19 protein-coding genes are annotated in these 22,990 nt (G+C 70.0%); 11 read left to right on the forward strand and 8 right to left on the reverse strand.

Translation table 11 applies throughout. The features are described from left to right. The first annotated feature begins 28 nt into the window (after positions 1–28). Genes CRJ03_RS11275 through CRJ03_RS11285 form a run of 3 tightly spaced genes read left to right on the forward strand, consistent with a single transcriptional unit; the run spans position 29 to position 3,757 of the window. On the forward strand, positions 29–289 hold the full coding sequence (locus CRJ03_RS11275) for a sarcosine oxidase subunit delta (RefSeq protein ID WP_104018961.1): 261 nt from the start codon (positions 29–31) through the stop codon (positions 287–289). Further along, a complete protein-coding gene (locus tag CRJ03_RS11280; protein ID WP_104018962.1) occupies positions 286–3,216 on the forward strand; it encodes a sarcosine oxidase subunit alpha family protein in 2,931 nt (976 codons plus the stop codon). Before CRJ03_RS11275 ends, CRJ03_RS11280 begins: the two co-directional genes overlap by 4 nt. After that, complete coding sequence (locus tag CRJ03_RS11285) at positions 3,209–3,757, forward strand: sarcosine oxidase subunit gamma (RefSeq protein ID WP_104018963.1); 549 nt, start codon at positions 3,209–3,211, stop codon at positions 3,755–3,757. The genes CRJ03_RS11280 and CRJ03_RS11285 overlap by 8 nt, the downstream gene beginning before the upstream one ends. Positions 3,758–3,847: 90 nt before the next feature. Here the strand turns inward: CRJ03_RS11285 and CRJ03_RS11290 are convergent, their stop codons facing one another. Further along, complete coding sequence (locus CRJ03_RS11290; protein WP_104018964.1) at positions 3,848–4,468, reverse strand: thiamine phosphate synthase; 621 nt, start codon at positions 4,466–4,468, stop codon at positions 3,848–3,850. Between the two features lie 131 nt (positions 4,469–4,599). On the opposite strand from CRJ03_RS11290, the gene CRJ03_RS11295 reads away from it, so the two are divergent. From CRJ03_RS11295 to CRJ03_RS11310, 4 genes are read left to right on the forward strand one after another with little or no spacing between them, the layout of a single operon-like run. Next, positions 4,600–6,012, forward strand: a complete 1,413-nt coding sequence (locus CRJ03_RS11295) for a YcjX family GTP-binding protein (RefSeq protein ID WP_104018965.1) — start codon at positions 4,600–4,602, stop codon at positions 6,010–6,012. Next, positions 6,009–6,458, forward strand: a complete 450-nt coding sequence (locus CRJ03_RS11300; RefSeq protein WP_104018966.1) for a GNAT family N-acetyltransferase — start codon at positions 6,009–6,011, stop codon at positions 6,456–6,458. The genes CRJ03_RS11295 and CRJ03_RS11300 overlap by 4 nt, the downstream gene beginning before the upstream one ends. Then, positions 6,455–7,450 carry a YcjF family protein gene (locus tag CRJ03_RS11305; RefSeq protein WP_104018967.1) on the forward strand — a complete coding sequence of 332 codons (996 nt, stop codon included), beginning with the start codon at positions 6,455–6,457 and terminating at the stop codon, positions 7,448–7,450. The genes CRJ03_RS11300 and CRJ03_RS11305 overlap by 4 nt, the downstream gene beginning before the upstream one ends. 3 nt (positions 7,451–7,453) lie before the next feature. Beyond that, complete coding sequence (locus CRJ03_RS11310; RefSeq protein WP_104018968.1) at positions 7,454–10,087, forward strand: DUF2339 domain-containing protein; 2,634 nt, start codon at positions 7,454–7,456, stop codon at positions 10,085–10,087. A gap of 48 nt (positions 10,088–10,135) precedes the next feature. Here the strand turns inward: CRJ03_RS11310 and CRJ03_RS11315 are convergent, their stop codons facing one another. Both CRJ03_RS11315 and CRJ03_RS11320 read right to left on the reverse strand, forming a co-directional pair. Further along, a complete protein-coding gene (locus tag CRJ03_RS11315) occupies positions 10,136–10,381 on the reverse strand; it encodes a hypothetical protein (protein WP_104018969.1) in 246 nt (81 codons plus the stop codon). Between the two features lie 180 nt (positions 10,382–10,561). Beyond that, positions 10,562–10,972 carry a group III truncated hemoglobin gene (locus CRJ03_RS11320; protein WP_104018970.1) on the reverse strand — a complete coding sequence of 137 codons (411 nt, stop codon included), beginning with the start codon at positions 10,970–10,972 and terminating at the stop codon, positions 10,562–10,564. A 289-nt stretch (positions 10,973–11,261) separates the two neighbouring features. On the opposite strand from CRJ03_RS11320, the gene ileS reads away from it, so the two are divergent. Further along, positions 11,262–14,327, forward strand: a complete 3,066-nt coding sequence (ileS, locus tag CRJ03_RS11325; protein WP_104018971.1) for an isoleucine--tRNA ligase — start codon at positions 11,262–11,264, stop codon at positions 14,325–14,327. A gap of 65 nt (positions 14,328–14,392) precedes the next feature. On the opposite strand, the gene argE is transcribed toward ileS, so the two are convergent. Beyond that, entirely contained in the window at positions 14,393–15,556 is a 1,164-nt protein-coding gene (argE, locus tag CRJ03_RS11330) for an acetylornithine deacetylase (protein ID WP_104019186.1), read from the reverse strand. Positions 15,557–15,794: 238 nt separating this feature from the next. On the opposite strand from argE, the gene CRJ03_RS11335 reads away from it, so the two are divergent. The 3 genes from CRJ03_RS11335 (at position 15,795) to CRJ03_RS11345 (ending at position 19,155) form a co-directional block, all read left to right on the forward strand. Then, positions 15,795–16,988, forward strand: a complete 1,194-nt coding sequence (locus tag CRJ03_RS11335) for a hypothetical protein (RefSeq protein WP_104018972.1) — start codon at positions 15,795–15,797, stop codon at positions 16,986–16,988. Beyond that, the gene (locus CRJ03_RS11340) at positions 16,985–18,349 is read left to right on the forward strand and encodes a cytochrome P450 (protein WP_104018973.1); all 1,365 of its coding nucleotides are present in this window, start codon (positions 16,985–16,987) and stop codon (positions 18,347–18,349) included. Before CRJ03_RS11335 ends, CRJ03_RS11340 begins: the two co-directional genes overlap by 4 nt. A 245-nt stretch (positions 18,350–18,594) precedes the next feature. Then, entirely contained in the window at positions 18,595–19,155 is a 561-nt protein-coding gene (locus CRJ03_RS11345) for a fasciclin domain-containing protein (RefSeq protein ID WP_104018974.1), read from the forward strand. Positions 19,156–19,215: 60 nt separating this feature from the next. Here CRJ03_RS11345 and CRJ03_RS11350 read toward each other — a convergent pair whose 3' ends face one another. Genes CRJ03_RS11350 through CRJ03_RS11365 form a run of 4 tightly spaced genes read right to left on the reverse strand, consistent with a single transcriptional unit; the run spans position 19,216 to position 22,929 of the window. Further along, positions 19,216–19,869 (reverse strand): Crp/Fnr family transcriptional regulator, encoded by a 654-nt coding sequence (locus CRJ03_RS11350; RefSeq protein WP_104018975.1) that lies wholly within the window; start codon positions 19,867–19,869, stop codon positions 19,216–19,218. After that, positions 19,869–20,741 (reverse strand): 3-hydroxyisobutyrate dehydrogenase, encoded by an 873-nt coding sequence (gene mmsB, locus CRJ03_RS11355; protein ID WP_104018976.1) that lies wholly within the window; start codon positions 20,739–20,741, stop codon positions 19,869–19,871. Before mmsB ends, CRJ03_RS11350 begins: the two co-directional genes overlap by 1 nt. After that, positions 20,738–21,790, reverse strand: coding sequence for an enoyl-CoA hydratase/isomerase family protein (locus tag CRJ03_RS11360; RefSeq protein ID WP_104018977.1), 1,053 nt, complete (start codon positions 21,788–21,790; stop codon positions 20,738–20,740). The genes mmsB and CRJ03_RS11360 overlap by 4 nt, the downstream gene beginning before the upstream one ends. Beyond that, positions 21,787–22,929 (reverse strand): acyl-CoA dehydrogenase family protein, encoded by a 1,143-nt coding sequence (locus tag CRJ03_RS11365; RefSeq protein WP_104018978.1) that lies wholly within the window; start codon positions 22,927–22,929, stop codon positions 21,787–21,789. The genes CRJ03_RS11360 and CRJ03_RS11365 overlap by 4 nt, the downstream gene beginning before the upstream one ends. Positions 22,930–22,990 lie beyond the last annotated feature (61 nt).

Raw genomic sequence — 22,990 nt, forward strand, 5'->3', positions numbered from 1 at the left:
TTTTCGACAAGATGAAGGAGCGAGGCTCGTGAGGATACCCTGTCCGCTTTGCGGGATGCGCGATCTGCGCGAGTTCTCGGTGCGCGGCGCGGCGCTGCCCGAGCCGGAGGGCGCGGCGTGGAGCGCGGCGTGGGACGACTACCTCCACAACCGCGACAACCCGGCGGGCGAGAGCCGCGAGTTCTGGTATCACGGGCAGGGCTGCGGCGCGTGGCTGGTGGTCACGCGCGATACCGTGACCCACGAGATCGCCGATGTGGTGCTGGCGGGCGCGGAGGCCGGGGCATGAGGATCGACGGCAAGGGGCGCATCGACCGGACGCGGCGGGTGTCATTCTCGTTCGACGGGCACCGGCACACGGGCTTTTCCGGGGACACGCTGGCCTCGGCGCTGCTGGCCGACGGCGTCAGGGTGATGGGCCGGTCGTTCAAGTATCACCGCCCGCGCGGCGCGATGACCGCTGGCAGCGAGGAACCCAACGCGCTGGTCACGCTCGGCCTGGGCGCGGCGCAGGTGCCCAATTGCCGCGCCACCACGACCGAATTGCACGAGGGGCTGGTTGCGCGCAGCCAGAACCGCTGGCCGTCGCTCGGGTTCGATGTGCTGGCGGTCAACGACCTGATGGCGCCATTCTTCGGCGCGGGGTTCTACTACAAGACGTTCATGTGGCCACGCGCGTTCTGGGAAAAGGTCTACGAGCCCGCGATCCGCCGCGCCGCCGGTCTCGGTGCGCTGTCGGGACAGCCGGCCGAGGACCGATACGAGCGCGCCTATGCCCATTGCGACCTCTTGGTGATCGGCGGCGGGCCCGCCGGGCTGATGGCGGCGCTTGCGGCGGCGGAGGCGGGCGCCGACGTGATCCTCGCCGAGGAGGACGTGGCCCTCGGCGGTCGCCTGCTGGCCGAGACCGAGGAGGTCGACGGGCAGGATGGCGGCGACTGGGCGGCGGAGATGGCGGCGCGCCTCGGTGCCATGCCCAACGTGCGGATCATGACGCGCACGGCGGTGACCGGGGCCTATGACGGCGGCACCTTCGGCGCGCTGGAGCGGACCGCCCCCGATATCGAGGGTCGCCCGCACGCGCCCGCCGGTTGCTTCTGGCGGATCGCGGCGCGGCGCGCGGTGCTGGCGGCAGGCGCGCTTGAGCGGCCGGTGGCCTTCCCCAACAACGACCGCCCCGGCGTGATGATGGCGGGCGCGGTGCGCGCCTATCTCAATCGCTGGGGCGTGGCGGCGGGGCGCAGCGTGCTGGTCTTTGGCAACAACGACAGCGCCCACCGCACCGTGGCCGATTTGCAGGAGGCGGGGGTGCACGTTGCGGCCCTCGTGGATGCGCGGGCGCACGCCACCTGCGGCCATGACGTGGCCTTCTATCCCGGCGCGCAGGTCACCGGCACCGCCGGGCGGCGCGGGGTCGAGGCGGTGTGCATCGCCACCGCGCGCGGCGAGGAACGCATCGCCGCCGATACCGTCGCGGTCTCCGGCGGGTGGAACCCGACGGTGCACCTGGCCTGTCACACGGGCGCGCGGCCCGTCTGGGACGACCGGCTTGCCGCCTTCCTGCCGCCCGAGGGGGCGGTGCCTGGGATGCGCGTGGCGGGGGCTGCCGCCGGGCATTTCTCGACGCGCGCCTGCCTCAAGAGCGGGTTGGCCGAGGGGCGGCACGCGGCGAAAGACCTCGGCCTCAAGGCCCCCGCGACCGACCTACCCCCCGCCTCTGACGGCAGCTTTGACATCCTGCCGCTGTGGCAGGTGGAGGGGCGCGGGCGCGCGTGGCTCGATTTCCAGAACGATGTGACGGTCAAGGATGTCGAACTGGCCGCAAGGGAAAATTTCCGCTCGGTCGAGCACATGAAGCGCTACACCACGCAAGGGATGGCCCCCGACCAGGGCAAGAATTCCAACGTCGGCGCGCTCGCCGTGCTGGCCGAGGCGACCGGGCGGTCGATCCCCGCGACCGGCACCACCACCTTTCGCCCTCCTTTCGTGCCGGTGCCCATCGCGGCGATGGGCGCGGGCGGCAAGGGCAAGACATTCGCGCCCGAGCGATTCACTACCAGCCACGCGGGCACGATCCGGCGCGGCGCGCCGATGATAGAGGCGGGGCTGTGGTACCGGCCCAGCTATTTCCCCCGCAAGGGCGAGACCCATTGGCGGCAATCCTGCGACCGCGAGGTCATGATGGTGCGCGAGGCGGTGGGCGTGTGCGATGTCTCGACCCTGGGCAAGATCGACGTGCAGGGGCCAGACGCCGCGCAATTCCTCGATTTCCTCTATACCAACGCGATGTCCAAACTGGCGCCGGGCCGAGTGCGCTATGGCCTGATGCTGCGCGAGGACGGGCACGTCATGGATGACGGAACCTGCGCGCGGCTGGCCGAGGATCATTTCCTCGTCACCACCACCACCGCCGCCGCAGGCGCGGTGATGCGCCACGCGGATTTCGCAGGCCAGGTGTTGCGGCCCGGGTGGGACGCGCGCGCGGTGTCGGTGACCGAGCAATGGGCGCAGTTCGCCGTGGCGGGGCCGCGCGCGCGCGACGTGCTAGCCGATGTGCTCGACGATCAGGGCGCGCTCGACGACCTGCCCTTCATGGGCTGCGGCCCGGTCGCGGTGGGCGGCGTGGCGGCGCGGCTCTTCCGCATCTCGTTCTCGGGCGAGACGGGATACGAGATCGCGGTGCCCGCGCGGTTCGGCGCGTCGCTCTTCGAGGCTCTGGTGACGCGCGCAGAGAGCTTGGGCGGCGGTGCCTACGGGATGGAGGCGCTCAACGTGCTTCGCATCGAGAAGGGATTTATCACCCATGCCGAGATCCACGGGCGGGTGACGGCCTTTGACGTAGGCATGCAGGGGATGATGAGCCGCAAGAAGGATTTCATCGGCAAACCGGCGGCGAGCCGCGAGGGCCTGATGGACGAGGGACGCGAGCAATTGGTGGGCCTCAAACCCGTGGGCGCGGTCAAGGAATTGCTGCCCGGCTCGCATCTCTTTAACGAGGCGGCCGAGCCGGTGGCGGCAAACGATCAGGGCTATATCACCAGCGCCTGCTACTCGCCCACGCTGGGCCACGTGATCGGGCTGGGATTCCTCGCACGCGGGCGCGCCCGGATCGGAGAGCGGGTGCGCGCAGTGGACCACCTGCGCGGATCGGCGACGATCTGCGAGGTTTGCGCGCCCGGATGGGTCGATCCCGAAGGAGGACGGATGCGTGGTTGATCTGGTGGAGATGACCCCCTGCGCGGGGCTGGTGCCGGTGACGGCGGGCGCGCTGCGGCTGACGGAGGCGGCGCCGGGATGGGTGACCGTGCTGGCCCCCTACAAGGGACAGCAGGGCGCGCTGGGCCGGGCGCTGGCGCAGGCGCACGGCCTTGGCTGGCCCGAACCTGGAGAGGTGATCGCGGGCAAGAGCGGCGCGGTGCAGTGGTTCGGGCGCGATCTCGCGCTGCTCGTCGGGCCCGAGCCCGCCGCGGCGCTGGCCAAACATGCCGCGCTCACCGATCAGTCCGACGCCTGGGCGGTGCTGCGGATCGAGGGGCCGGGTGCCACGGCGGTGATGGCGCGGCTCACGCCGCTCGACCTGCGCGAGAGCGTCTTCGGCGTGGGGCGCACGGCGCGCACCGACGTGGCGCACATGGCCGGCGCGGTGACGCGGGCCGGGACGGACGCCTATGACATCATGGCGTTCCGGTCGATGGCGGCGAGCCTCGTGCACGAGGTGGCGATGGCGATGCGCCGGGTCGCGGCGCGCACGCAATAGGCGTGACACGGGCCGCATTGAGCGGGATCGCGCGCCGCCCTACAGCGTGTCGCTCAAAAGCGGCAACCGGTTCCGGGCTTCCCGGACCCTCTAGCGCATCGCGGCGGTGAGCAGGGCGAGGGCGGCACTGGCGTCCTCCTCGCGCCAGATTTCCTCGCCGAAGGCGAGAAAATCGCTGACCGGGGCGAGAGAGGCGACGGCGGCCGCGTCGAGCGCGCCCTCGGCCACCACCGGCAGCTCGATCATCTCCGACCACCATTCGAAGATTTCGCGCTCTGCCTGCGCGCCGCTGCCAAGCGCGGTCTGGCCCACCGGGCCGAAGGCGACGTAATCGGCCCCGGCCTCGCCCGCGCTCATCCCGTCATGGCGCGAGGTGCCGCAGAACGCCCCGACGATGGCGTCGGGCCCGAGGTCCTTTCGCGCCGCGCGCACCCCGCGCGCGCCGTCGGCGAGGTGCACCCCGTCGAGGCCGAGCCGCCCGACGAGGCCCACGTGCCGCTCGATCACCACCGCCACGTCGCGGGCGTGCGCCGCTTCGCGGCAGGCGTCCGCCGAGGAGGCCACGGTGTATTCGTCGCCGCTGGCCATCGCCACGCGCAGACAGGCCACGGGATGCGCGTCGAGCACGGCCTTGAGCCGGTCGGTGAACGGCGCGATCTCGAAGGCGGGGGGGGTGACGAGGTAGATCTGGGGATGCTCTGCGTCGGTCATCGGGCGGGCTCCGCTGTGGTCTGACGGCTCTCTTAGCGGGGAATTGCGGGCTTGGCCATGGTTCGAATTCGGCGCTGGCAAGCGGGCGGGCGCGTGCCTATTCTCGGGTGAAAGGACGAGAGGGGTGGTGCGTGGCGATTGCAGGGCTGGCCGAAGGGCTGACGCGGGGGATCGAAGGGTTTGGCGAGCGCGTCTCGGGCGCGCTGTTCGAGCCGGTGATCCGGCTGGGCGTGACCGGTCTCGCGCGGGCCGGAAAGACCGTGTTCATCACCTCGCTGGTGGCCAACCTGCTGGATCGCGGGCGCATGGGCGGCCTTGCGGCGTCGGGCGAGGGGCGCATCCTCGCGGCCTACCTGCAGCCACAGCCCGACGTCACGCTGCCGCGATTCGATTACGAGACGCATCTCGCCGCGCTCGCCGGCCCCGAGCCGCACTGGCCCCAAAGCACGCGCGCCGTCTCGGAATTGCGGCTGTCGCTCAGGGTGCGGCCCGCGGGCATGCTGGCAGGCTTGGCCGGGCCGCGCACCGTGCATCTCGACATCGTGGATTATCCCGGCGAGTGGCTGCTGGACCTCGCGCTCCTCGACAAGGACTATGCCGCCTGGTCGCGCGAGGCGCTGGCGCGCGCCGAGGCGCGCGCGGAGGGTGCGGCCTGGCGCAAGGCGCTGGCCGGTGTCGATCCGGCGGCGGCGTTCGACGAGGGGCAGGCGCAGGGCCTCGCGGCGGCGTTCACCGCCTACCTGCGTGCTGCGCGCGCCGCCGGGCACGCCGATTGCACGCCGGGGCGGTTCCTGCTTCCGGGCGATCTGGAGGGCGCGCCGGTGGTCACGTTTGCGCCGCTGCCCGAGGCAGAGGGCGCAGGGCGCGGCAGCCTCGCGGCACAGATGGCGCGCCGGTTCGAGGCCTACAAGCGCGAAGTGGTGCGCCCGTTCTTTCGCGCGCATTTCGCCCGGATCGACCGGCAGATCGTGCTGGTGGACCTGCTCGACGCGATCCATCGCGGCCCGGTGGCGGTCGAGGAGACGCGCCGCGCGATGGCCGAGATCCTCGGCACGTTCCGGCCCGGGCGCAATGCCTTTCTCACGCGGCTGTTGCAGGGGCGGCGGGTGGAGCGGCTGCTGTTTGCCGCGACCAAGGCCGACCACTTGCACCACGCGCAGCATTCGCGTCTCGCCGCGATCATGGAGGCGATGCTGCGAGAGGCGCGTGACCGGGCGCAATTCGCGGGCGCCGACGTGCGCAGTATGGCCATCGCTGCCTTGCGCGCCACGGTGGAGGAAACCCGCCGCCACGGTGGTGCGGAGGTGGAGTGCGTGCGCGGCCGGGTGCCCGAGGGCGGGCAGGCGGCGTTCCATCCCGGTGATCTGCCCGCCGATCCGGCGGCGATCCTGGCGCCCGCGCGGGCGGGGGCCGAGACCTGGCCCGACGGCGATTTCGGAACCATGCGCTTTGCGCCTGCGCGGCTGTCGCTGCGCGCGGGCGAGGGGCCGCCGCATATCCGGCTCGACCGCGCCGCGCAGTTCCTCTTCGGGGACCGGCTGTGAGGCTGGCGCGCGCGCATATCTGGCAGGTGCCGCGGCTGGCGGCGATCCTGTGGGCCTATACGCGGGGCACGCCCGGCCAGCCCTGCGCGCGCAGCCGGGTCGAGGATCTGCACCTGCTGTGGCGCGAGACGTGGCGCGGCCGGGTTCGGGTGGCGCGGGTGCGGGGCCGGATCGCGGGGTTCATCCTGCGCCGGGCCACGCGGGTGCACGCGCTGCACGTGGCCCCGGACATGCGCGGGCAGGGGGTGGGCCGCGCGCTCCTGTCCGACGCGCAGGCGCGGGCGGGCGTACTCGATCTGTGGGTGTTGGAGGCGAACCGGCGCGCACGCGCGTTCTACGTCCGGGCAGGCTTTGCCGAGGCGGCACAGGACCGGCGCGGCGGCGGCAATGACGAGGGCCTGCCGGATATCCGCATGGTCTGGCAACGCGGGGAGGCGCAGGCATGAGCAAGGGGCCGCTGCTGATCGACCTCGAGGGCGAGGAGGAGGCCGCGCCGGACCGCGCGCCGCCGGTGCCCGACGAGGCCGCCCCGCCCGAGGGCCGGGCGATGCGCGCGGCGATGGCCGGGCTGGCGCGGCAGCCCTCGTGGCTCATGCGCGCCTTCTGGGCGCTGGCGCTGGCGCTGCTGGGTGTGGTGGTGTCGGTGGCGGCGTGGGATTTCGCGGTCGCGCTGATGGACCGGTCGCCGCTGCTGGGCCGGGGTGTGGCCGTGCTGGGCGGGGCGCTTGCCTTGGTTGCGGTGCTGATCGCGATCCGCGAGGCGGCGGGCTTTGCCCGGCTCGGGCGACTCGACCGGCTGCGCGCCGGGGCCGAGGCGGCGCAGGCGGGGAACGATCTCGGCGCGGCGCGCGAGGTGGTCGCGCGGCTTCGGCGGCTCTACGCGGCCCGGACCGAGGCGGCCTGGGGTCTGGCACGGCTGGACGAGCGCGCGCACGAGCAGCTCGATGCCGAGGCGCTGCTGGCATTGGCCGAGGCCGAGGTGCTGGCGCCGCTCGACGCCGCCGCGCTGGCCGCGGTAGAGGCGGCGGCGCGGCAGGTGGCAACGGTCACCGCGCTGGTGCCGCTGGCACTCGCCGACGTGGTGGCGGCGCTGGTGGCCAACCTGCGCATGATCCGCGCCGTAGCCACCATCTATGGCGGGCGCACCGGCACGCTGGGAAGCTGGCGTCTGGCGCGCGCGGTGGTGGCGCACCTGGTGGCCACCGGCGCCGTGGCGGTGGGCGACGACATGATCGGCAGCGTCGCGGGCGGTGGCGTGCTGTCCAAGCTGTCGCGCCGCTTTGGCGAGGGGGTGGTCAACGGCGCGCTCACGGCGCGGGTCGGGCTGGCGGCGATAGAGCTGTGCCGCCCGCTGCCGCGCATCGCGGTGGCGCGCCCGACGGTGGGCGGCGTGGTGCGCCGCGCGCTGGCGGGCCTGTTCGCGCGCGGGGAGGGCTGAGCCATGGATTTCGAGGTGTTCGTTACGCTGGCCGCGCTGGGGGTGGTGGGGCTGGTGGTCATCGGTATCCCGGCGCTACTGGTCGGGCAGGCGCGGTTGCGCCGCCGGGTGGCGGCGCTGGAGGCGGCGCTGGCGGGCGGCGGCGTGCCGGAAGCGGCTGCCATGCCCGACGCGGCGCCCCCCGCCGGGACGGAGACCGAAGACGACGCCCCGCCCACGTCACCCGCGCCGGACGCGGCGGAGGTGGCGGAGGTGGCGGCCCCGAAACGCCCCGGCCTTGCCGCGCGGCTCGGGCGCTGGCTGCGGGGCAACTGGGCGGTGGCCGTGGCCGGGGTGTCGCTGGCGCTGGCGGGGCTGTTTCTCGTGCAATACGGGGTCGAACGGGGGCTGCTGACGCCTGCGATGCGGGTGCTGGCGGCGCTGGGGCTCGGCGCGGCGCTGGTGGTCGCGGGCGACCTGCTGCGGCGGCGGCACGGCGATGCGGCGGCGGTGCCCTCGGGGCTGGCGGGCGCCGGGTTGATCGTGCTGTTCGCGGGCGTGCTGGCGGCGCGGGCGCTTTACGGGCTGATCGACCCGGGCGCGGCGCTGGCCGGGCTGGTGGCGGTGGCGGCGCTCGCCGTGGTGCTGGGCTGGTTCCACGGCCCGGTGCTGAGCGCGCTGGGCCTATTGGGCGCGGGCGCGGCGCCGTTCCTCGTCGGCGGCGAGAGTGCCGCCGCGTGGCTCTTCTACCCGTATTTCGCGCTGCTGGCCGTGGTCGGGCTGGCGGTGGATGCCGCGCGGGACTGGCGCTGGCTGTCCTGGCTGGCGCTGGCGGTCGCCGTCGCGGGCGCAATGCTGCTTTATCTCGGCGGCGTGGCGGCGGAGCATTTTCTCGGCTTCTGGGCGCTGGTGGTGCTGGCGGCGGTGCTGGTGCCCGGGGCATACCCGGTGCCGCGCCATCCCGCACCGTCGCTCGGACAGCGGCTGGTGGCAGGGGGCGGCGCGTGGCCGGGCCTGACGGTGCTGATTGCCGCCGTCGCGGTGGCGCTGGCGAGCGGTGCCGCGCTGCTGGTGGCGGCAGAGGCCGAGACGGAGGCGCTGACATGGCTGGCGCTGGGGCTGCTGGCGGGGATGGCGGCGGCGCTGACCCTTGGCACGCGGGCCGCGCCCGGCATCGCCGACCTGCCCGCCCTGCCGGTGGCGGCGGCGCTGGCGCTGGTGGCGCTCGATGGCGAACGGGGCAGGCCGCTCGTGTCGGCGTTCCACGCCGCGCGCCTGCCCGAGGCCCCGGCGCCGATCGCCGCGACGGTCCTGATGGCGGCGGGCGCGGTGCTGTCGCTGCTGCTGGCCACGCGGATGCGCGGCGCGGCGGGGGCCGCACCGGCGATCCTGTGGGCGCTTGGCGCGGCGCTGGCCGGGCCGGGCGTGGCGCTGGTACTGGAACTGTCGTGGCAGCCGGGGGCGATGCTGGGCGGCTATCCTTGGGCGCTGCACATCATGGGCATGGCGGCGCTGATGGTGGCGCTGGCGGCGCGGGCTGCGCCGCGCACGCCCGAACCACGCCTGGTGGCGGCGATCTTCGCGGGCGCGGCGCTCACGCTCATCGCGCTGGCGCTCTTCGTGGTGCTGAGCAAGGCGGCGCTGACGCTGGCGCTGGCGGTGATGGTGCTGGCCACGGCGCTCATCGACCGGCGGTTCGACCTCGCCTTGCTGGGGCTGTTCGCGCAGACGGGCGTGGCGGTGATCGGCTACCGGCTGGTGGTCGATCCCGGCATCGACTGGGCGGTCGACGAGGCCGGGCGCGGCGACGTGGCGCTGGCGCATCTGGGGCCGCTGGTGCTGCTGGCCGCGGCCTGGTGGCAGTTGGGCGCGCGGGGTCGTGAGGTGACGCGCGGTGTGGTCGAAAGCGCGATCTGGACCGTCGCGGCGATCCTGCTGAGCGTGGTGCTGATGCGGGTGCTGGGCACCGTCGGGGCGATGGGCCATGCCGGGCTGGGCCTGATGGCCACGGTGTGGCTGTCGGTGGCGCTGGCGCAGCTCTGGCGGCTGCGCGGGGCGGGCGCGGCGCTCAGGGCGCTACGCACCGCGCTGGCGGTCGTCACCGGGACGGTTGCGGTGGCGCTGCTGGTCGCGCAGGCCGTGCTGACCAATCCGCTCACCCCGTTCATGTGGCGGCGCGAAGAGGTGCTGGGACCGCCAATCCTCGACAGCCTCGCCGCCGCCTACCTGCCGGTGGCGCTGGTCCTCGCGGTGGCGGCGTGGCGGATGGATCACCTGCCGCGCTTGCTGTGCCGGGGCTTCGCCGTCGCGGCCTCGGGCTACGCGGCCTGGTACGGCGCGCTGGAAATCCGCAGGCTGTGGCAGGGGCGCGACCTGAGCGTGCCGGGGGTGTTGGAGGGCGAACTCTACACCTATACCGTGGCGCTGATGGCGGTGGCGCTGGCGCTGCTGGCACTGGCGGTGCTGAAGCGCTCCGAGGGCTTGCGGCGGATCGCGATGGCGGGGGTCGCGCTCACCGTGGCCAAGGTGTTCGTCATCGACATGAGCGGGCTCGCCGGCCTGTGGCGGGTGGCGGCGTTTCTCGGTCTCGGCCTGTCACTGGCCGCGCTTGCCTGGATCAACGCGCGGATCATCAAGCGGATGGGATGCGACCCCTGAGCCGCGACCGCGGCGGGGCCGACAAGCCGGCCCCGCGTCCCTGTCCGGTCATTCGGCCGGGGCGGTTGTTCCGCCGGTGATGCTCTCGGGGGCCGGTGCCTGTGCGGGGGTAGGTGCCTGGGCGGGCGGCGCTGAGATGCTGCTCAGGACCACGATCCCGCCGATGACCACCACGATCAGCAGCAGGGCAATCAGCCCGCCGCGTCCGCTATTGCCGCGCGGGGGCGCGTTATAAGGGTCTGCGGTGTTGTAGACATGGCGTCGCAGGTCGTCGTTGGGGTTGGGCGTATACATGGTGCCTCCTTTCCGGACCCCGATGGTAGGTCCCGGTGCGCGGGTTGCAAAAGAGGCCGGCATGCCTGCCGCGATTCCCGGCAAGAGCGTGCCGGTCTGCCCGTCACGATCCGGCGTTTTCTTGCCATCGGCTGTTTTCAGCCGGGTGCGGGCGTGCGTTCCGGCGGCTTTCTGCCCCTGTCAGCGCAGCTTGGGCACACCGCCGGGATGGGTCTCGCGGTCGACCACGGCGGCGCGCATGGAGCGGCCGATGCGGTGCGCGAGGGCCGACCACGCGGCGGCCTGCTCGGGGCGCAGCTCGCGGGCGAGCACGCTGTCGAAGAGCGCCAGCCATGTCGAGAACATCCCCGGCTGCACGTTGCCCGCGCCCACATGGGCGGCGATGGGGCTGCCGTCATAGCCGCGCTCGTGCAGGATGGTGTTGGCCCAGAAATCGGCCACTTTCGCCTCGTGCGCGGGCCAGTCGGTGACGTGGGCCGCGAATACCGGCCCGAGGCCCGGATGCGCGCGCACCGCGGCATAAAACGTTGTGACCACCCGCTCGATCTCGGGCCGGGTGATGTCAAAGCGTGGGGGCAGGGCGGTGGTCATGCCTCGTAAATGCGCCGCTGGGCCGCGCGAGGCAAGGGGGGATGGCGGCGGGCGAAATCCCGAAAGGATTTCGTCACGCTTTCTTTTCAAGAAAGCGAGGGCCGCGCCTCTGGACGCTTGCCGGGTGCGCGCCTATAAGGCGGGCCATGATGACATGCGCAGCGATCGTCATTCGAATTACATGCCCGGCGCTCTGACCCTGACGAGCCGCCGGGATCACAGGCGTTCGAGCCATCGCGCCGCCCCCCACCCGCAGAATTCCAACACCCAGTGACAAAGGACGTCACCCATGTGTTCTGACACGCCCGATTACCCCGATTACAAAGCCACCCTGAACCTGCCGCAAACCGATTTCCCGATGCGCGCGGGCCTGCCCAAGCGCGAGCCCGAATGGCTCGCCCGGTGGGAAGAGATCGGCATCTATGACCGCCTGCGCGAGCGCGCACAGGGGAGGCAGCCCTTTACCCTGCATGACGGCCCCCCCTACGCCAACGGGCACCTGCATATCGGCCACGCGCTGAACAAGATCCTCAAGGACATGGTGGTGCGCTCGCAGCAGATGATGGGCCGCGACGCGCGCTACATCCCCGGCTGGGACTGCCACGGCCTGCCCATCGAGTGGAAGATCGAGGAACAGTACCGCGCGCGAGGTTTGGACAAGGACAAGGTCGATACCGTCGATTTCCGGCAGGAATGCCGCAAGTTCGCCGAAGGCTGGATCGACGTGCAGCGGGATGAGTTCAAGCGGCTCGGCATCACCGGCAAATGGGACAAGCCCTACCTCACCATGGATTTCCGCGCCGAGCGGATCATCGCGGAGGAATTCCAGAAGTTTCTCATGTCGGGCGTGCTCTACCAGGGCTCCAAGCCGGTGATGTGGTCACCCATCGAGAAGACCGCGCTCGCCGAGGCGGAGGTGGAGTACCACGACAAGGAGAGTTTCACGGTCTGGGTGAAATTTGCCGTGGCAAGGGTTTGGGACAAGGATGATTACATCGAGAAAGTTCTGCAAAGTGAGCGCGGAAAAGTGCATCGCTCAACTCCGACAAAAGACTTTGAGGCAGGTGACGTCAGGGTAAACACTGGACCCACTCAAGCACTTGAAGAAGAATTGCGGCGCGACCCACGAGACTTGCTTGGTGCCCATGTCGTCATCTGGACCACCACCCCCTGGACGATCCCATCCAACAAGGCTGTCGTCTATGGTGAGGACATCGCTTACGGCCTCTACGAAGTGACCGGCACGCCCGGCGAATGCTGGGCCGATGTGGGCGACCGCTTCATCCTCGCCGACAAGCTCGCCGGCGATGTGATGGCCCGCGCGCGGCTGGAGGAGGACATGTATACCCGCCTCCGTGACGTCACGGCCGAGGAGCTGTCGGGCCTCTCGCTGCAACACCCGCTGGCGGGGGCCGAAGGCTCCAACGGCGTATGGGACGACCCCCGCGATTTCCGCGCCGCCGACTTCGTCACCGACGAGGAGGGCACCGGCTTCGTCCATTGCGCGCCCTCCCACGGGATGGAGGAATACGAGCTCTATCGCGGCCTCGGCATGCTCGATCAGGTCATCACCTATAACGTGCTCGACGACGGCTCCTTCCGCCCCGATCTGCCGTTCTTCGGCGGCACCCATATACTTGATCGCAAAGGGAAAGAGGGCAATGCCAACAAGGCCGTGATCGACAAGCTCGCCTCCGTCGGTGGCCTGCTCGCGCGTGGCAAGATCAAGCACAGCTACCCGCATAGCTGGCGCTCCAAGGCGCCGGTGATCTACCGCAACACGCCGCAATGGTTCGCCGCCATCGACCGGCCCGTGGGCGACGGGCAGGACGAGTATGGCACCACCATCCGCGAGCGCGCGCTGCGCTCGATTGACGAGCTGGTGACGTGGACGCCGAAAACCGGCCGCAACCGCCTCTATTCCATGATCGAGGGGCGGCCCGACTGGGTGCTCTCGCGTCAGCGGGCATGGGGCGTGCCGCTCACGTGTTTCGTGAAGAAAGGTGCGCAACCCACGGATCCGGAATACCTTTTGCGCAATGCCGAGGTGAATGCCCGCATCCTCGACGCCTTTGAGTCGGAGGGCGCGGATGCCTGGTACAAGGATGGCGCGAAAGAGCGGTTCCTCGACGGAATCGTCGATCCCGCAGACTGGGACAAGGTCGACGACATCCTCGACGTCTGGTTCGACAGCGGCTCCACCCACGCCTTCGTGCTGCGCGACCGCGAGGACGGGTCAGAGGACGGCATGGCCGATCTCTACCTCGAAGGCACCGATCAGCATCGCGGCTGGTTCCATTCCTCGATGTTGCAGGCCTGCGGCACCATCGGCCACGCGCCCTATCGCGGTGTGCTGACCCACGGCTTCACGCTGGACGAGAAGGGCAACAAGATGTCCAAATCGCTCGGCAATACCGTGGCGCCCGAGGACGTGACGAAGCAGTACGGCGCGGATATCCTGCGGCTGTGGGTGGCGCAGGCGGATTATACCGCCGACCTGCGGATCGGGCCGGAAATCCTCAAGGGCGTGGCCGACAGCTATCGCCGGTTGCGCAACACGATGCGCTTCATGCTCGGCGCCCTGAGCCATTTCACCGAAGCAGACCGGGTGGAGCCCTCGGAAATGCCAGAGCTGGAGCGCTGGATGCTGCACCGGCTGGCCGAGCTGGATAAAAAGGTGAAGAAAGGCTATGATGCCTATGATTTCCAAGGGGTTTTCCAGCAGGTGTTCAACTTCTGCACCCTCGATCTGAGCGCCTTCTACTTCGACATCCGCAAGGATGTGCTCTATTGCGACGGCGACACCGCGCGCCGCCGGGCGGCGCGGACGGTGATGGACCTGCTGTTTCACCGGCTGACCACCTGGCTCGCGCCGGTGATGGTGTTCACGATGGAGGACGTGTGGCTGTCGCGCTTCCCCGGCGAGGGCGACAGCGTGCACCTGCACGACATGCCCGACACGCCCGCCGACTGGCTCGACGAGGCGTTGGCGGCGAAATGGGCCAATGTGCGGCGCGCGCGGCGGGTGGTGACGGCGGCGCTGGAGGTGCAGCGCGCCGACAAGGTGATCGGCGCCAGCCTCGAGGCCGCGCCGGTGGTGCATGTGCGCGATGCCGAGACGCTCAAGGCGCTGAAGTCGGTGAATTTCGCCGATATCTGCATCACCTCGGATATCGTGCTGACCGCCGATCCGCGCCCGGCAGAGGCGTTCCGCATGCCCGAGGTCGACGATATCGGCGTGGTGTTCGAGCGCGCGGGCGGCGAGAAATGCCAACGCTGCTGGAAGATCCTGCCGGACGTGGGCCGCCACACCCATCCCGGCACCTGCAAGCGCTGTTCCGAGGCGCTGGGCTAGGGCGCGAGGAACGAGGCCGGTTAATCCCGCAGTCGCGCCACGGCGCGGCTGCGGCGCACGGGCTGTCAGGCGTCGAGCTTGTCGCCCAGGCGCCAGAGCATGTCGATGCAGTGCTGCAACTGGTCGAGCGAGATGAACTCGTCGGGCTTGTGCGCCTGCTCGATTGATCCCGGCCCGCACACCACCGCCGAGGTGCCGTAGTTCTGGAACAGCCCCGCCTCGGTCCCGAAGGGGACGAGTTCGGGCGCCTCGGCACCGGTCAGCTCCATCACGATGTCGCGCGCCTCGTTTATCTCGGCGGGTTCGAGCCCGTCCACCTCGCCGATCGTCTCGGTGGTGATGTTGGCATCGGGAAAGATCGCCTGCATCCGCGGCAGCAGCATCTCCTCGCAATAGCGCCGCAGGTCGTCCTTGACGAAGTCGGCATCCGCGCGCTGCACGGGGCGCATTTCCCATTCCACCGCGGCGTTCGAGGCAATCACGTTATGCGCCACGCCGCCCTTGATCGAGCCGGTGTTGATCGTGCTCCAGGGCGGATCGAAACGGCTGCCCGCGGGGGCGCGGGCGCGCAGCGCCTCGGCCAGTTCCAGCAGGCGGTTGACGTAGCGCACCGCGTATTCCACCGCGTTCACCCCCCGTTCGGGTGCCGAGCCGTGCCCGGCCTGCCCGTAGAACCGGGTGGTGTATTCGTAGCAGCCCTTGTGCCCCTCGATCACCCGCATCGAGGTGGGTTCGCCGATGATGGCGACACCGGGGCGGATGCCGCGGGCGCTCAGGCTCTCGATCAGCGCCTGCCCGCCAAGACAGCCCACCTCCTCGTCATAGGTAAACGCGAGGTGGAGCGGCCGCGAGAGGGCCCGCTTCGCAAGCAACGGGGCCATCGAGACGGCGGTGGCGATGAAGCCCTTCATGTCGCAGGTGCCGCGCCCGTAGAGCCGCCCGTCATGCTCGATCAGGTCGAACGGGTCCGAGGCCCAGTCCTGTTCGGCCACCGGCACCACGTCGGAATGACCCGACAGCACGATGCCGCCATCCGCTTCGGGGCCGAACGTGGCAAAGAGGTTGGCCTTGTGGCCGATCTCGTCGTGAAAGATATCGACGCGCGCCCCGCACGATTCCAGCCGGTGGCCGAGATAGGCGATCATGTCGAGATTGCTCACCTCCGAGATGGTCGGAAAGGCGACAAGCTCGCGCAGGAGGGCGACGGTATCGGCAAGCTGGGTGCTCAAGGGGGCCTCGGTGCTGGTCTGTGATGCAAACCGTGCCAGAGTGAGAGCCTCTTCGCCCGGCGTCAAGCCCCTGTGATGGGGGAAGAAAACGACGATCGGGTGCGGCTGTGGCGCGCATGCCGCGCGCGGGCCTTAAGCTTGCCGGATTTCGGCGCTAGGGTGGTGCGGTGAGGCAGGGACGCGAATGGATGCGGTTACGTGCGAGAATGGGGGCAGGGACGGCGCGCGGGGGCAAGCCATGACCGCCGTGCGCCGCCGCCATGTCTTCTACATCCCCGGCTACGACCCGATTCCGCCGCGCCGCTACCGAGAGCTTTATCGCAAGCAGGCGGCGGCGCAGGCGCAGGTTTCGGGCCACGAGATCGCGCTGCGGCCCGCCATCGGCAAGGACCGGTTCGGCTGGGGCGTCGACGCCCGGATCGAGGGGGCCCGGACCGATGCCGGGATCGAGGTGTTGGTCTGGTCCGACATCGTCAAGAACAGCATGGACCAGGGCAAGGCCGGCACCTATCTGCAACTCGTCCGCACGGCGGCCATCTACATCGGCACCGGGGCGCTCTGGCGGCTGATGCGGCTGCGCAAGGGGCCGGTCATCGCGGCGCTCTACCCCGTGGGTTTCCTGCTCGCGCAGCTTGGGCTGGCACTCCTCGCCGCGTGGGGGCTGGGGCGCGTGCTGGCGGTCCTGCACCCCTGGGCCGCGTGGGGCGGGCTGGTGGCGGTGCCGGTGGTGCTAGAGACGTTCCGGCGCCTGGATGGCCGGTTCTTTGCCTATTACCTGATGCATGACTACGCCTGGTCGGCGCGGTGGCTCGGGGCAAACCCGCCAGAGCTGGAAACCCGGATGGCGGAGTTCGGCGATGCGATCGCACAGGCCCTGAAGGGCGGGTGCGACGAGGTGCTGGTGGTGGGCCATTCCTCGGGCGCGCATCTGGCGGTGTCGGTGCTCGCCGACCTGATCCGCGAAGGCCGCGTGCCCGCGACCGGCCCGGCGCTGTCGTTGCTGAGCCTCGGACAGGTGGTGCCGATGGTGTCCTTCCTGCCGCGAGCATGGCGGCTGCGCGCCGACCTCGCCTATCTGAGCACGCGAGACGAGCTGTTCTGGCTCGACGTGACGGCGCCGGGGGATGGCTGTGCATTCGCGCTTTGCGACCCGGTGGCGGTGACCGGCGTGGCACCGGAGGGAAAGCGCTGGCCGCTGGTCATCTCGGCGGCGTTCACGCAGACGCTCAGCCCGGCGCGCTGGCGCAGCCTTCGCTGGCGCTTCTTCCGGCTGCATTTCCAGTATCTCTGCGCCTTCGACCGCCCCGGCGATTACGATTACTTCGCGATCACCGCCGGGCCGCAGACGCTGGCCGCGCGATTTGCCGGGCGCGCACCGTCGCCCGCGCGGATCGAACGGGCCACGTCCGGCTATCGGAGCGTGGCGCCATGATCCCGCCCAAGCCACCCGCACGGTCGGACCGCGTATCGCTCTGGCGCTACCTGCGGCTGTTTCGCGCCGATATCCTCTCGGCGCAGCCCGCGCGGCTCTACCGGGCGTGGATGGCCGAGTTCCGCACGCCGTTCTTTCGCTCGTACCTGTGCAACGAGCCCGCCCTCGTCGATCTGGTGCTGCGCGAGCGGCCCGGCGATTTCCCCAAATCCGGCCGGGTGAGCGAGGGGCTGCGCCCGCTCCTGGGGCAGTCGGTCTTTGTCACCAACGGCGAGACATGGAAGCGGCAGCGGCGCATTATCGACCCCGCCTTCGAGGGTGGGCGGCTACGCGACACGTTCCCGGCGATGGTGGCCGCGGGGCAGGGGGCGGTGGCGCGGCTGGCAGGGCTGGCGGATGGCAGCCCGGTGGAGGTCGAGGCGCAGACCAGCCACGCGGCGGCGGACGTGATATTCCGCACGCTCTTCTCGATCCCGATCGAGAACGCGACGGCGGCGCGGGTCTTCGAGGAATTCAAGGCGCATCAGCGCACGCAGCCGGTGCTCAACCTCGCGGCCTTCATCCCGCTGCCGCGCTGGTTCCCGCGCTTTCACCGGCGCGAGACGCGGGCCACGGCGCGGCGGATCAGGGGCCTGATCGAGCGGCTGACGGCGGCGCGGATGGACGAGATCACGGCAGGGACCGCGCCGGATGACCTCGCCACCAAGATCATGACGACCGCCGACCCCGAGACCGGAGAGCGGTTTACCACCGCGGAAATGGTCGATCAGGTGGCGATCTTCTTCCTCGCCGGGCACGAGACCAGCGCCTCGGCGCTCGCCTGGGCGCTCTACCTGCTGGCGCTCTATCCCGAGTGGCAGGACAAGGTGGCCGCCGAGGCGGCAGAGGTGATGGGTGACCGCGCCCCGGAGTTTGCCGACATGGGGCGGCTGCGGGTGGCGCGCGACGTGTTCCGCGAGACGCTGCGCCTCTACCCGCCGGTGCCGATGATGGTGCGCGAGGCGACCCGCCCCGAGCGGTTTCGCGGCCGCGATGTGCCCCCCGGCGCGCAGGTGGTGCTGAGCCCGTGGCACCTCCACCGCCACGAGCGGCTGTGGGAGCGGCCCGACGAATTCGACCCCGCGCGTTTTGCCGCCGCGAACGGGCGCGAGTGTTTGCGCCGGGCCTATATCCCCTTTTCCGCCGGCAGCCGGGTCTGCACCGGGGCCGGGTTCGCCATGATCGAGGGGCCGCTTCTGCTGGCGATGCTGGTGCGTGCCTTCCGGTTCGCGCCGGTAGAGGGGCGCCCCGCCATGCCGGTCGCGCATCTGACGGTGCGCGGGCGCGACGGGATATGGCTGCGGATGACGCCGCGCGGGTGATTCCCGGGCCTGTGATCCGGCAACCAACGCGGGGCGCAGGGGTCGAAAGAGACGCGAGCACGTCGATTCCACGCATGGGAGCGAAGCCCTGAAGGCCCCTGTTCAGCCCCGCTTCCCCCGGCGCAGCACCGCCTTGAACGTCCTGCGAAAAAAAATCTGAAACTCTTCGCCTGCCCGCTGCGTGCCTCCCCGTGACCTCCGGCCAAGAAGGTCGGGGGCATGGCAACCAACCGAGGAGACACGACATGACACGCACCAGGATTCTTGCCGCCACCGGCGCGCTTGCATTCACGGCAACCGTGGCGCTGGCCGGGATGGATAACCCGATGGTCGGCGGCGCGCCGATGTACGCCGACAAGAACATCATCGAGAACGCGGTGAACTCCGCCGATCACGAGACCCTCGTCGCCGCCGTCAAGGCCGCCGGTCTTGTCGAGACGCTCTCGGGCGAGGGGCCCTTCACCGTCTTCGCACCCACCGATGACGCCTTCGGGATGCTGCGCGACGGCGCGGTCGAGGCGCTGCTGGAACCGGAGGCCAAGAAGCAGCTCACGCAGATCCTCACCTGCCACGTGGTCGGTGCCGACGCGATGGCCAATGCGATCAAGGGCATGATCGACGATGACGGCGGCATGCACATCGTGCCCACCCTTGGCGGCTGCGAGCTTCAGGCGACCTACTCGGGCGACAAGATCATGCTCGAGGACGAGCGCGGGCGCACCATCAACGTCACCATCGCCGACGTGAAGCAATCGAACGGCGTGATCCACGTGGTCGACAGGGTGATCCTGCCGCCCAAGCCGTAAGAGGCGCGGTTCGGGTATGGGTCGTTACCCCGGCGGGGCGGCGCAGCGCGCCGCCTCGCTTCACTGTTCCGCTTCGGCCAGATCGGCCAGCGTCCCGGCGTCGAGAATGCGCACGGTGCCGCGCTCCAGCGCCACGATCCCCCGCCGCGCCAGCGCGTCGAGGCGGCGCGAAACCACCTCGCGCGCCGACCCGATCATCACCGCGATCTCGGCATGCGTGGCCCGCAGCCGCCCCTCCTCGGCGCGCGCCAGCAGGCATTGCGCCAGCCGCGTCTCGATCCGTTGAAACGCCACCCGGTCCAGCAGGTGCATCATGGATTGCAGCCGCTCGGCAAAGGCGGCAAAGACGAATCCGCGAAAGCCCGGATCGTCGTCCATCAGCCGCAGAAAGGTCTCGCGCGGCACCAGCACGATCTCGGCGGGCGTGCGCGCCACTGCCTCGCCGGAATAGTCCTCGCCGCCCATCAGGCCCAGCGTGGACTGAACGCAGCTTTGCCCCGGGGTCACCTCGTAGAGCAGGATCTCGCGCCCCGACAGCCCGGTGAGATAGACCTCGACCCGCCCCCGGAGCACGATGACGAAACCCTTGACCGTCTCGCCCGGGCGAAACAGCACCGTGCCCTCGGGCACCTCCATAGGGGAGAGCGCGTCGAGCGCCGCCGCTGCCGCCGCGCCGAGCGGCGGCAGCCCCGTCGCCCGCGCGCGCCAGCCCATCAACCGCGTCCGCGCTTCTCGAACCGGGGCAGCATGGCCGAGAAATCGCGGCCCTTGCCGTCCTCGTCCTCGACGAACCGTGCGTAAAGATCACAGGCCGCGCGGCCCATCGGCGTGTCGGCATCCACCGCCTCGGCCGCCTGCTGCGACAACCGCAGGTCCTTGAGCATCAGGTCGGCGGCAAAGCCGGGGGTATAGTCATTGTCGGCGGGCGACTTGGGGCCGATACCCGGCGCCGGGCAATAGGTGTTCATCGACCACGAGGAACCCGACGAGGTCGAGACCACGTCGAACATCGCCTGCCGGTCGAGGCCGAGCTTGTCGGCCAGGGCAAACGCCTCACAGGTGGCGATCATGGTGGCACCCAGGATCATGTTGTTGCATATCTTGGCCGCCTGCCCATTACCAGAAGGGCCACAATGAACCGCCTTTTGCCCCATGATGTCAAATAGTTCTCTGGCGATGTTAAAGCCCGTCTCGTCACCGCCCACCATGAAGGTGAGCGTGCCGCCCGCCGCGCCGCCGACACCACCCGACACCGGCGCATCGAGCGCCGACAGCCCCGCCGCCTGCGCCTTCTCGGCCACGTCGCGCGCGCTCGCGACATCCACGGTCGAGCAGTCGAGCAGCACCGCGCCCTTGTCCATCGCCGGGATCACCTCGTCCGCGACGCGGCGCAGGATGTCGCCATTGGGCAGCATGGTGATCACAACCTCCGCCCCCCGCGCCGCCTCTGCCGCGCTTGCGGCCATGTCTACGCCCTCGACGCTGACCTCGGCCATGTCAAAGCCCGTCACCGCATGCCCGGCCTTTGCCAGGTTGGCGGCCATCGGCGCGCCCATGTTGCCCAGCCCGATGAATCCGATCTTCATGTCTCTGCCTCCTCCTCCAGTATCAGCGCATCCGGCCCCAGCGGCATCAGCATCTGCGACACCGCATAGCCCGGCAGGGCGTCAAGCCCGTGTTTCCATTGCGGGTTCCGGTCCCTGTCGATGATCGCGGCGCGAATCCCTTCCAGGAAATCGCCCGTTTCCATCGCCCGATAGGTGAACCGGTATTCCAGGCCCAGCGCGCGCCCGATATCCGCGCCGGACCCGCGCAGCCGGTGGATCATCTCGACCGCACAGGCCATCGACAGCGGCGAGCCGCGCCCTATCGCCTTCAGCGCGCCGCTCGCGAAATCGCCGTCGCTTGCGCGCAGGGAGTTTAGGATGTCGTGCAACCCCTCGCCGCCGAAATGCGCGTCGATCTCGGCCTGCTGCGCCCGCAAATCGCCCTCCGGCGGGGTCTCGGCGTAGCCGTCGATCACGCCTGGATCGCCGCTCTCGATGAGCGCCGCGCGCATCTCGTCCCACTTCAACTTCGGGATGTAACTATCTGCAAAACCGCAATATATCGCGTCATCCGGCCCCATTCGCGTGCCGGTCACCCCAAGGTATTCGCCCGAGCGCCCCGGCGCCCGCGCCAGCAGCAGAGAGCCGCCCACATCCGGCACCAGCCCAATGCCGCATTCCGGCATGGCCACCTGCGTGCTGTCGCAGACCACCCGGTGCGACCCGTGGCACGAAATCCCCACGCCGCCGCCCATGACAAATCCCTGCATCAGCGCCACGTAGGGTTTCGGATAGCGCGCGATCTTGGCATTCAACCGGTACTCATCGGCCCAGAATCGCCGCCCATAGGCGAAATCCCCGGCGCGGCCCGTGTCATAGAGCTGTTGAATGTCGCCGCCCGCGCAGAATGCCTTGTCGCCCTCCGCGTCGATCAGCACCAGCGCCACCTCCGGGTCGTCGCGCCACGCGTCGAGCGCCGCCTCGATGGCCGTGCACATCTCGTAGCTCATCGCGTTGAGCGCCTTGGGCCGTGTCAGCGTGATCCGCCCCGCGCGCCCTTCCTTGTGGATATGGATATCGTCTCTCATTGGTCCGCCAGCATCTGCCGCGCCACGATCAGGCGCATGATCTCGTTGGTGCCCTCCAGGATCTCGTGCACGCGCAGGTCACGCACCAGCTTCTCGATCCCGTAATCGGCCAGGTAGCCATAGCCGCCATGCAGTTGCAGGCACTGGTTCACGATGCGGCTGCCCGCCTCGGTCACGAACTTCTTGGCCATCGCGCAGAACTTCGTCGCATCGGGCGCGCCGGTGTCGAGCTTCCACGCCGCCTGCCGCAGGAATGTGCGCGCGGCCTGCAATTCGATCTCCATGTCGGCCAGCCGGAATTGAAGCGCCTGGAACTCGCTGATCGGCTTGCCGAACGCCTTGCGCTCGGCCATGTAGCCCAGCGTCATGTCGATCGCCTGCTGTGCCGCGCCCAGCGAACAGGCGGCGATGTTGAGCCGCCCGCCATCCAGCCCATTCATCGCGTAACTGAAACCTTTGCCCTCTTCACCCACCAGGTTCGCGGCGGAAATGTTGCAGTTGTCAAACTGCACCTGCCGCGTTGGCTGGCTGCGCCAGCCCATCTTGTCTTCCAGTCCGCCATAGCTGAGGCCCGGCGTGCCGTCCTCGACATAGACGGTCGAGATACCCTTGGGGCCGTCGCCGCCGGTGCGTACCATCACCACGTAGGCGTCCGAATATCCGCCCCCCGAGATGAACGCCTTGGTGCCGTTGAGTGCATACCCCTCGTTCGTCCGCTCCGCGCGGGTCTTCAATGCCGCGGCATCCGAGCCCGATCCCGGCTCGGTCAGGCAGTACGAGAGCACCGTCTCCATCGTCATGGCGCGGGGCAGAACCCGCGCCTTGATCTCGTCCGATCCGAACTTGTCGATCATCTTGGCGCACATGTTGTGGATCGACAGGAACGCGGCGACCGAGGGGCAGGCCATGCTCAGCGCTTCGAACACCAGCGTCGCATCCAGCCGGCCCAACCCCGATCCGCCCGATTCCTCGCTCACGTAGAGCCCGCCGAAGCCGAGCGCCGCGATCTCGGGCCACAGCTCCTTGGGAATGGTGCCCTCGCGCTCCCAGACGCGGGCGTGGGGCGCGATCCGGTCCTGCCCGAAGGCGTGGGCCATGTCGAATATGGCGGTCTGTTCCTCTGTGAGGGCGAAATCCATCACCGGCTCCTGTTCGCTGAAATGAACGGTTGTTTAATTAACAACTATTGCAGAACTGTTG

It is taken from the genome of Roseovarius nitratireducens, assembly GCF_002925845.1.
In the GTDB taxonomy this organism is placed as follows: Bacteria; Pseudomonadota; Alphaproteobacteria; order Rhodobacterales; family Rhodobacteraceae; genus Roseovarius; species Roseovarius nitratireducens.